The organism is Streptomyces thermocarboxydus (assembly GCF_024760485.1).
GTDB classification, from domain to species: Bacteria; Actinomycetota; Actinomycetes; order Streptomycetales; family Streptomycetaceae; genus Streptomyces; species Streptomyces cellulosae.
The window spans coordinates 7,275,825-7,285,572 of record NZ_CP058273.1 but is presented as its reverse complement, the minus strand read 5'-3'; the positions used below and the strand labels follow the sequence as shown (position 1 = coordinate 7,285,572).

The 9,748-nt window shown below is 68.2% G+C and carries 8 protein-coding genes and 1 pseudogene; 4 read left to right on the top strand and 5 right to left on the bottom strand.

Annotated elements, in window-relative coordinates; translation table 11 throughout:
• Positions 1-121 precede the first annotated feature (121 nt).
• Positions 122-1,339 carry an IS256 family transposase gene (locus AY578_RS33280; protein ID WP_258906961.1) on the bottom strand — a complete coding sequence of 406 codons (1,218 nt, stop codon included), beginning with the start codon at positions 1,337-1,339 and terminating at the stop codon, positions 122-124.
• Positions 1,340-1,648: 309 nt separating this feature from the next.
• On the opposite strand from AY578_RS33280, the pseudogene AY578_RS33275 reads away from it, so the two are divergent.
• Positions 1,649-3,825, top strand: a pseudogene (locus tag AY578_RS33275) (TerD family protein).
• A gap of 203 nt (positions 3,826-4,028) precedes the next feature.
• Here the strand turns inward: AY578_RS33275 and AY578_RS33270 are convergent.
• Both AY578_RS33270 and AY578_RS33265 read right to left on the bottom strand, forming a co-directional pair.
• Positions 4,029-4,166 carry a hypothetical protein gene (locus tag AY578_RS33270; RefSeq protein ID WP_215048670.1) on the bottom strand — a complete coding sequence of 46 codons (138 nt, stop codon included), beginning with the start codon at positions 4,164-4,166 and terminating at the stop codon, positions 4,029-4,031.
• Between the two features lie 67 nt (positions 4,167-4,233).
• Complete coding sequence (locus tag AY578_RS33265; protein WP_215048671.1) at positions 4,234-4,953, bottom strand: IS6 family transposase; 720 nt, start codon at positions 4,951-4,953, stop codon at positions 4,234-4,236.
• Between the two features lie 366 nt (positions 4,954-5,319).
• On the opposite strand from AY578_RS33265, the gene AY578_RS33260 reads away from it, so the two are divergent.
• Positions 5,320-5,721 (top strand): hypothetical protein, encoded by a 402-nt coding sequence (locus tag AY578_RS33260; RefSeq protein ID WP_215048672.1) that lies wholly within the window; start codon positions 5,320-5,322, stop codon positions 5,719-5,721.
• A 207-nt stretch (positions 5,722-5,928) separates the two neighbouring features.
• The gene (locus AY578_RS33255; protein ID WP_215048673.1) at positions 5,929-7,164 is read left to right on the top strand and encodes an IS701 family transposase; all 1,236 of its coding nucleotides are present in this window, start codon (positions 5,929-5,931) and stop codon (positions 7,162-7,164) included.
• Positions 7,165-7,509: 345 nt separating this feature from the next.
• Here the strand turns inward: AY578_RS33255 and AY578_RS33250 are convergent, their stop codons facing one another.
• On the bottom strand, positions 7,510-7,662 hold the full coding sequence (locus AY578_RS33250) for a DNA ligase-like domain-containing protein (protein WP_199781987.1): 153 nt from the start codon (positions 7,660-7,662) through the stop codon (positions 7,510-7,512).
• A gap of 70 nt (positions 7,663-7,732) precedes the next feature.
• Positions 7,733-8,452, bottom strand: a complete 720-nt coding sequence (locus tag AY578_RS33245) for an NUDIX domain-containing protein (RefSeq protein WP_028961342.1) — start codon at positions 8,450-8,452, stop codon at positions 7,733-7,735.
• Positions 8,453-9,027: 575 nt separating this feature from the next.
• Between AY578_RS33245 and AY578_RS33240 the strand changes: the two genes are divergently transcribed.
• Positions 9,028-9,666 (top strand): hypothetical protein, encoded by a 639-nt coding sequence (locus AY578_RS33240; protein WP_028961344.1) that lies wholly within the window; start codon positions 9,028-9,030, stop codon positions 9,664-9,666.
• The last annotated feature ends 82 nt before the right edge of the window (positions 9,667-9,748 follow it).

Sequence of the window (9,748 nt, the reverse complement as noted above, 5' to 3'; positions counted from 1 at the left end):
GGGCGGAGTGCGGCGCGGTCGGCGCCCTCGTCCCGCTCGTCGGTTGCCCGCTTCGCTGTAGCCCTTCCGGAGCGTCCTGTAGCCCCCTGTAGGGTCGTGCCCCTTGGCGTGGTGTAGGTGATCATTCGGTGGTGGCGGGCAGCAGGGTGGTCTTGTCCGGATAGAGGCTGTCCATGCTCTCGTTGGAGAGGTAGCGGCGGGGGAAGGCGATCCACTCGTCGTGCAGCTCGATCAGGACGGCGGTGGCGAGGCGTTCGACGGCGGCGTCGTTGGGGAAGACCTGGACGACGTCGGCCCGGCGTTTGACCTCGCGATTTAAGCGCTCCAGCGGGTTGGTCGACTGAATCTTCTTCCAGTGCTGGTGGGGGAAGTCGGCGAAGGCGGTCAGCTCGTCCTTGGCGTCGAGGAGCATCTGCTTCACCTTGGGGAACTGCTTGCCGAAGGCGTCGGCGACGGTGTCGAGCTGGGTGCGGACCGAGACGGCGTCGGGCTGGGCGAAGATCGTGCGGATGGTCGCGGCGGCCATCTCGGCGTGCTGCTTCGGGATCACCGAGAAGACATTGCGGACGAAATGAACGCGGCAGCGCTGGTGTGCGGCTCCGGTCATGACCTTGCCGATGGCGGCGACCAGGCCGAGGTGCTGGTCGGAGATAACGAGACGGACCCCGTTCAGGCCGCGTTTGCGCAGGTCACGCAGGAAGGTGGTCCAGAAGGTCTCGTTCTCGCTGTCGCCGACCATGAGGCCGAGGACTTCACGGCCGCCGTCCTCGGTGACGCCGGTGGCGATGACGACGGCGCGGGAGGCGATCTGGTGGTCGACGCGGGCCTTGAGGTAGGTGGCGTCGAGGTAGACGTAGGGGAAGCGGGTGTGGTCCAGGGGGCGGTTGCGGAAGGCGGTGAGGCTTTCGTCGAGGTCGCCGCAGATCCGGGAGACCTCGCTCTTGGAGATGCCGGTGTCCGAGCCGAGGGCTTTGACCAGGTCGTCGACACTGCGGGTGGACACGCCATGGACGTATGCCTCGATGATGACGGCGTAGAGGGCCTGGTCGACGCGGCGCCGGCGTTCCAGGAGGCTGGGGAAGAAGGTGCCGGCGCGGAGTTTGGGGATCGCGGGTTCCAGATCGCCGGCCTGCGTGGTGAGGGTCCGTTCGCGGTGGCCGTTGCGGTAGGCGGTGCGGGTCTCGGCGTGCTCGCCCCATGCGGCCCCGATGTGCTGTGTCGCCTCGGCTTCTATCAGTTCTTGCAGGACCCGTTCGGCCGCGGCCCGGACGATCTCCAGTCCGTCCGCCGAGCGTAGTGACTCCAGAAGGCGGAGCAGGTCATCATGGGCCAGGGCCATCGTGCACCTCCCGGTCGGATTCACCGTTCACCGCGGAGAGTTGCACGGTGGCCCGTCCTCGTTCAGGGCGCACGAGCGGTCCACCAGGGGCAACGCGGTGGCGAGCCGGGGGCGCACATCGGCCAAGAACGGCTACACCACTTCAAGGGACGCCATCCTGCCGTGGCTTCACGGAACCTCCACGCATGGTTCTCGTGCGTATTACAGTTTTCTCCGCGCGGCTCGTCAGCTTGTGCCGTGAAAGAGAGCGATGGGCCCGGAATGTGTCTCCGTGTGCCCGGGTACGCCATGGGGGGCTTTGTGCAGGAGATGGTCAAGGGTGCGAACGTGGCCCTGGCGGACCTGAGTGATGATGTCGGTTCGGTGATCGTCAGTCTCGGCTGGGCCAGCCCCACCGGCGAGGGCGATGCGGATGTGTCGGTGCTGCTGCTCGATGTGAACGGCAGGGTGCGCAGCGACGGCGACTTCTACTTCTACAACCATCCGGTGGCTGCCGACGGAAGCGTGCAGCTGCTGGGGAAGACGCCGGCGGCGGACGGCAGCGAGGACCGGATCAGTTTTGATCTGACTGCGGTGCCGGGCGGGGTCGAACGGATCGTTGTCGCTGCGAGCAGGTACGGGGACGCCGGCTTCGGTGAGCTGGACGACGTGAGGATCACGCTGGCCGACGCGGCCGGGGAGCCGCTGCTGCGGTTTGCCGTCGACGACGCCGGCGCGGTGGCGGCGGTCATCTTCGGTGAGCTGTACCGGCGGGGCGGGGGATGGAAGTTCCGCGCGGTCGGGCAGGGGTACGCGACCGGGCTCGCCGGGCTGGCCACCGACTTCGGTGTCGACATCGAGGACGACGCGGCCGCGGAAGCTCAAGCGGACGCGGACGCGGAGGCGGGAGCTGAGGCGGAGGCGGGAGCGGGCGGCGGGGCGGGAGCGGGCGGCGGGGCGGGAGCGGGCGGCGGGGCGGGCGGGGCGGGAGCGGCGCGGGCGGAGCGGGCGGGGCGGGAACCGTTGCCGCCGGCAGCGGTGTGCTGGCCGGCCCCGAGGGGCGAAGCGGTGCGGTGGCGCCGGTGCCCGCCGGGCCGGTGCCGGTGGACGCCGTCCCCGCTCCCCGCCGGCCTGACGGCCAGGCGGAAGCAGTGAAGAAGCGGGCTGCCCGGCCCCGCACCGCGAAGAAGAAGGTCACCCTTCCCGCGACGGTGAAGAAGACCCTGGCGGAGAACGACTCCTGGAAGACGGCGAGGCTGTTTCCCGTGTCCGCGCTCAAGAGCGACCGGGACCGGGAGATGCGGGCCACCTCGGTGCTGCTGTCGGTGATGGCGCAGGTCCCGGAGTTCAGCCGGCGGCTCACCGCCGCGTTCGGCGCCCCGGCGGGCCGTATGGAGACGTTCACGGAGGTCTCCCTCCCCCACGGCGACAGCCCGCGCCGCCCGGACGGCGTCATCCGCGTGGAGCGGGCCGGGAAGCTGTGGACGGCCCTGGTGGAGACGAAGACCAACGGCAACGCGCTCAAGGCCGAACAGGTGCAGGCGTACATGGACATCGCCGCACGCCGCGGCTACGAGGCCGTGATCACGCTGACCAATGACGTCGCTCTGGAAGGCAGCCCCCTCGTCGACGTCAAGATCGACCGGCGGCGCAAGCACAAGGTCGCCCTGTGGCACCTGTCCTGGGCGGAAGTCGCCCATCAGGCACAGATGCTGATCCGGCATGAGGGACTGGGAAACGCCGCGCACGCCTGGCTGCTGCAGGAACTGCTGCACTACCTGCAGCACGAGAACTCCGGCTGCCACGGCTTCCAGAACATGGGGCCCTCCTGGGTCCCGGTGCGCAACGGCATCGACGACGAGACCCTCTGCCAGGGCGATGCGCGGGCGCTCGAGGTCGTCGAGAACTGGGAGCGGCTCATCCGCCAGGTCTGCCTCAGGCTGGGCGGCGAACTCGGCCAGAAGGTCCTGCCCGTTCAGCGCGCCAGGCGGGGAACGGACCCCAAGGAGCGCCGCGAGCGTCTCGCCGACCAGCTCTGCCTCGACGGACGTCTCCAGGCGGAGCTGCGTATCGACGGCACTCCCGGCGTTCTCACCGTCGGCGCGGACCTGCGGACCGGCAAGCTGCGCACCGCCATCGACGTCCCCGCACCCGACCAGGGCTATCCGCTGAGCTGGGCCAAGCGGCTCGTCCGGCGTCTGGAACAGGCACCGGCCGATCTCCATGTCGAAACCCTTCTCGACGGCGCCGGGCCGGGTCCGCGCGGCACCCTGGAACGGCTGCGTCCCGAACCGGCGGACCTGCTTCCCAAGGACGGCGCCACACAGATCACCGGGTTCCGGCTGTCCCTGTTCAAGGGCATGGGCAGCGGGCGCGGCAACGCCGAGACCGGATTCATCCGCAGCGTCGACGACGCCGTGCACCGCTTCTACACCACGGTCGTCGTCCACCTGGACGCGCCTGCGGGACGCCGGACACCGTCCAAGGAACGCACGGCAGCCGAATGACACCCGGGCGCAGGCGGCGGCAACGCCGCCTGCGCCCGCCCCGCAACGGTCCCCCTGCACGGGCCCGCACCCGGCCCGACCGCATCCATGTCACCGTCGGCACGCAGTCCAGGCCCGACGCGGCGATGGCGTTGGGGGCGGCGTCATCGTGAGCGGTACCGTACGGAGCCACTCGCTCTAGTCCCGAGGGCATGCTGCGGACGTCACCCGACGGGATCGTCGAGCCGCAGCTCCACCGGCGTGATCCGGTCGTACCGGGCTGTCCAGGCCGCGCCGACCCAGCGGCGTTCGGAACGGGCGAGGATGACCGCGATGACGCTGTGGAACCCCGGCGCTGTCACATTATTGGGTGCGTGGGTCTCTGACCGCGGATCGGGGCGTGGGGAGGGCCGGGTTTCGGGCCGGTGCTCAAGCCTTGGCGGGCTGGCCGGCGGCGCCGGTGATCTGATCCCAGATCGCGAAGCGGATGGCCATCTCGGCTCGGTAGCCGGGGGCGCTCATCAGGTGGCGGCGGGGTCGGAAGTGGGGTGAGATGCCGCTGAACGCGGACAGGAATCGCTGGGCTCCGCCGACGCTGCGGAAGCCTTTCATGGCGCGTTCACGCTGCCGGGTGGGCTGATGACTGTTCTCGGCCCGGTTGTTCAAGCCCTTGTGCGAGCGGTGCTCGACGGAGGGCATGACCTCGCGGTGGGCCGCGCCATAGGAGCGGAGCTTGTCAGTGACGACCGCCCGGGGCACCGCGTGCGTCTTCTTCAACAGGCGGCGGAAGAACCGCCGGGCCGCAACGGTGTCCCGGCGGTTCTGCACGAGGATGTCCAGCACCATCCCGTCCTGGTCGACGGCCCGCCACAGGTACTTCTGCTCTCCGTTGATCTTCACGAAGACCTCGTCCAGGTGCCATTTGTCGCCCGGCCTCGCATGCCGGCGGCGCAGGCCGTTGGCATAGGCCTGGCCGAACTTGGCGCACCAGCGGCGGACCGTCTCATGGGAGACGAGGATGCCGCGCTGAAGCATGAGCTCCTCGACCTCACGGAAGCTGAGCGGGAAGCGAAAGTACAGCCACACGTAGTGGGAGATGACCTCCACCGGGTACCGATGCCCTCTGTACGACGGTGGCGCGCTGCCCACGGACGGCTCCTCCTCGTACGACCAACCCGAAGATCCTCCCACCCGGTCAGCCAACGTGACAGCGCCCGCCAAGCTGCTCCGCGGGGCGATGCCGGTCCGGGCCGCCGACGCCGAGCCCGACCCGCCCGTCTTTCGGGTCATCCGGTAGGCCGCGACCGTACGCCCGCCCACCGCAGCGACGGCCTGATTTGGCGATACCGCCGCACTCCGCACAGCACGTATGTCTGCTGAAAGGCCATCAGCAACTCACAACTCGATCACGGCCGTGATCTATGTGTAGAACTCATGGATCTATCGTGGTTAACCTGTGTCGCCCGACACCTCGTGCACCACATTGCTGCCGGTCAGGGCTTTGAGGAGGCTGTTGTGGAGAACCACCAGCACGTGCCCCCCTACCCCACATCCCCGCCGTCGACGCCCGGGCTGATACGCCCTTGGTGGAACCGACGGGAGGCCATGCTGGGAAGCGTTGCAGCTATCGCCGTCGCTTCGTTCTTCCTAGGTTCCGTGTCCGGTGGCAATGGCAATGCAGAGCCGGCGGACAGTCTGGACAGACTGCCCCCCGCGGAGAAAGGAAAGTCCGACGCATACTGGATAATTCAGAATCACACTGATGGCGGGGATGTGTCGATCACCGACACCCCTCCGGGAACCGCCTGCGAACTGGCGGTCAAGGGGGTCGGGTTCATCCGCTTCTACACCGAAGGGGAGACCCAGGAGTACGTGACCGCGTGCGAGCAGGAGTTCACAACTCTCGTCGGCCAGTAGCGGGCCGTGAGAGGGGAGTGGCGAGGGGCGGGCCAACGGTCAGGTGGCAACCGTCACAACTCTCGCCGGGCAGCGCGCTCCCGCGTGTCACGACCGCCGGCACTCGCTCGACGATCTTTCCGCGAACTCAGCGAGGCCACGGACCGGTGTGCTAGTAGTGCTTCGTTACGTTGAGTGATCTCGGCTGATCGCGGGCAGCTTCCCGGAATGAGGTTGGGGGAAGTGGAACGGCTCCGGGGCGAGTTATCGGAGTTCGTTGCCGATATGTTCGGGTCGTTTCCGCGGCGGGATCAGCGGCGGTGGGGCGAGTGTTATCTGCGGGGCCTGATGCTCGACGGCCGGCGCAAGTCGATCCAGCCGATGGCCGAACGGCTGCCGGACGGGAACATGCAGGCCCTGCAGCAGTTCGTGAACCAGTCGCCATGGGATCCGCTGCCGGTCAGGCAGCGGATCGCCGAGCGGCTGTCCGGAGTTGTCAGGCCCGAGATGTGGGTGATCGACGATGTGTCGTTCCCCAAGTGCGGCAAGGCGTCGGTCGGGGTGGCCCGCCAGTACTGCGGAGCGGTCGGCAAACGGGCGAACTGCCAGGTCGCGGTCAGTGTCCATGCCGCCACCGACACGGCCTCGTGCCCGTTGGAGTGGCAGTTGTATCTGCCGCGTGAGTGGACGGACGAACCGGAGCGATGCCGCAGGGCAGGTGTCCCCGACGACGTGGTGCACCAGGAGAAGTGGCGTCTGGCGCTCGGCCTGCTGGACACACTCGCCCAGTGGCAGTTGAAGGCACCGGTCGTGGTCGCCGACGCCGGCTACGGCGTCAGCACCCCCTTCCGACTCGGCCTCGAGGAGCGAGGGCTGTCCTATGTCCTGGCCCTGACCGGGAAGGAAGTCGCCCACCCGGAGGATGTTGAGCCGTACCAGCCTGCTTACGGCGGACTCGGACCGCCCACCCTTCCCCGCTACCGCATCCCACCGCGAACCGTCTGCGCCCTCGCAGCGGAGGCCGGTGCCGACCGGTTCACCGAGGTGACCTGGAGGCAGGGCAGCAAAGGCACGATGACCTCACGCTTCGCGGTCCTGACGGTCCGGCCCGCGGGCAAGCAGTCCCTGGCCGCAGCGCAGGAGGCGGGTGGCGGCCGCAACCGGTGGGACGGCGTCCTGCCCGTCCAGACACTCCTGGTCGAGTGGCCGGACGGCCAGGACGCTCCGACGGAATACTGGATATCGAACCTGCCCGCCACCACACCGGCCGCTGACCTGGTGCGGTGGGCCAAGATGCGCTGGCGGATCGAGCACGACTACCGCGAGCTCAAGCACGGCCTGGGACTGGACCACTTCGAGGGCCGCACCTGGCGCGGCTGGCACCACCACGTCACCCTCGTCACCGCCCCCCAGGCATTCCTCACCCTCAGGCGGCTCGACCCAAAAGCCCACACACCGGCCTGACCCTCTACCAGGTCCTCGACGTTCTTCAGGACCTACTGAGGTGCTGGACCGGTACCTGCACCACCTGCGGACGACCTCTGCCCAGCCCACGAACCCGCCACAGACAGCCCAGAACCTAACGAAGCACTACTAGGCGGGATTGTCGGGTGGCGAGGTAGTCGGACCAGCTGTCGCCCGCGAGCCGGGCCCAGCGGTGGGCGGTGACTGGGCTGATGCCGACGAGGTCCGAGATCACTATGGGTGGCAGGTCGGCGAGTGCTTCCATCATGGCGGTGTTCCGTGCTGCGCAGCCGCTTGAAGGCGACGCCTTCGATGCCGACCGGGGTCCAGTTGCTCAGCCAGTCGTCACACGGTGCTCTGATCGGTGGTCGACGGGCACAGCGCCCACGTGCCGGACAGCCTGCGCTCGGCGTACAGCCGCTCAAGGGCGGCGCGGCGCCGCTCGTACAGCCACCCGGTGGTGTCGATGCCCTCCAGGCGCAGCAGATCGAACGGCACGAAATGGGCGGGGCACTCCTCGGCCAGCCGGGCGGCCGCAGGAGGACGGGACTTCCTCGCCGGCGCATAATCAGCCCTGTTCGAAGAAACGGCAGACGATTGGCTTCAGATAATCCGCGTGCGGGCCGTCCAGGCCGGCCAGTTCGTCCGGCGAGCCCAACAGCACGATGGTGTCGAGTTCGGGGTCGTGGCCCTGGCTGCGCTCGGCTGCCGCAGCAGCGCTGAAGTGAGCGCGCAGCGTGACCTCAGGAAGGGCCGGGGCCAGATAGGTCAATCCGACACTGCCGTTTTCACCTCGGGTGACAACCCACAGCTCAAGATCCTCTGCGGCCGTGGCGACTCCCAGCTCCTCGGCCAACTCGCGTGCGGCCTGGCCGGCCAATGCCGCCTCGTCCAGCACTGCCCCGTCCTGGGGAGGCTCCACAGAACCACCTGGTAGCTGCCAGCGGCCCGGCGCGGCCGTCGAGGGCGACATCCTCGCCGCCAGCACGCGGCCATCGTCTGTCGGCTGAACCACGTTCACGAACAGCGAGGGCAGTGCGGTGGCACCGGGAACGCGACGCAGGGCGTAGTGCCGGTAGGTCACACGCACCCACGAAAGGCGCAGGACGCCTGGGCCAGCCCGCTCTAGCTCCCCGCACGCCACCACAGGCCCGTCAAAAAGAGCGGGGTTGGCCTTGACCGCCCTGTCCCACACCCGGTCGCGGGCCGCGGCGTCCTGGGGCGACAGCGGCGGCTCCACAGCTTCGGCGAGCAGGAGCCGTTCAACGTCGAAGAGGTCAATGCCCACGGGGGCAGTGTCTCGGTCACCGGCCCATCGTAGAACCCACGCTGCGGTGACACGGCCGAGCGACGGAATTCATCGGCAACGGAGCTGCGGACAGCCACGGTCGTTGCCCAGATACGGACGTCCCGGCTGCTGCGAGCTGGGGAGATGACCTAGCCGGCATGACCCGTGCCCAGCTCACCGGCACCGACCTGCCGGACCGGAACAGCAGCGCCTACTTCGGGTGGGGTTCCGCAGGCGAGGAGCTGTGCCGGGCTCTGGAAGAGCAAGCTCTACGGTTTCACGACAAGGCCGTGCATGACTTCTTGCAACGCGTCCACGCCGAGAGGTACGTCCGGCCGGAGTTCGTGGCCGGCCCCGAGACCTGGCCGCCGAGTTACGTCATCATCACGTTGGACATCCAGACCGGGGTGGGCACTGTTCTGCGTCGTCAGCCCTTCCCCAAGTCTGGGAGCACTATCCCAACCCGTCATGACGCCGTCAGGGGAGCACGCATCGAGCGCTGTAGCGCGAGCTGGCCGCCGAGGACTTGAGGGGATCAGCCCCACGCGGGCTGGTCCCGTCGGCATGATTCCGGCATGGACTTGCTGAGGGAACTTTGGGACAACAAGGAACTGATGTCCGCCCTATTGGGCTCCATCGTGGGTGGGGTCGTCACCTTCTTTGTGGCGATGTACCAGGCGAGGAAATCGCTGGACGCTCTGCGCTTGCAGGGGGCAGACTCCCGCCAGCTCGCGAAAGACGAGCGGGAAGCCGCCGAGGCCCGGCAAGCGGGACTGCTGATCATGGACCTGCTGCTCGACCACCGATCGGGGCTGAAGGAGTCTGGTAAAGACGCTGAATGGCTGAAGGAGCAGGAACCAGTGGTGGACCGCATCCGGTCCTACGTTCGCATCCTGCCTGAAGGGGAGAGCCGCGAGCGTCTTCTACGGCTGGTGCGCAACTTGAACCGGAAGCGTGTTGCGCACTATGACCGGGCCGCCTTCAGGAACGACTTGGTGTGGATGGCCAATGCGGCTCTGGTTGTGATCGGCGGGCACCTGAACGGCGAACCCGTCGCCTCGCATCCCAGGCTCGATGAGATCGAAAGCGCGTGGAACAAGGCCGCCGAGGAGCACTACAACTGGATGATCGAGGCGGCGGAGAACGAGCCCCTGCCGGACGACTGGGAGGACGACTCGACCCGCGTCTCCGAGGGCCCGTCATCATCCGCCTGACGCCCATCAGATCAGGTATTTGCGCATTGCACTAGTACAACCGCATAAATCGCGATCAGCTGGACCACTGCGTTCTCGTGCA

Coding starts and splice junctions, on each gene's coding strand:
- AY578_RS33280 (WP_258906961.1), bottom strand. CDS start 1,339: ATGGCCCTGGCCCATGATGACCTGCTCCGCCTTCTGGAGTCACTACGC.
- AY578_RS33240 (WP_028961344.1), top strand. CDS start 9,028: ATGGACTTGCTGAGGGAACTTTGGGACAACAAGGAACTGATGTCCGCC.
- AY578_RS33255 (WP_215048673.1), top strand. CDS start 5,929: ATGAGGTTGGGGGAAGTGGAACGGCTCCGGGGCGAGTTATCGGAGTTC.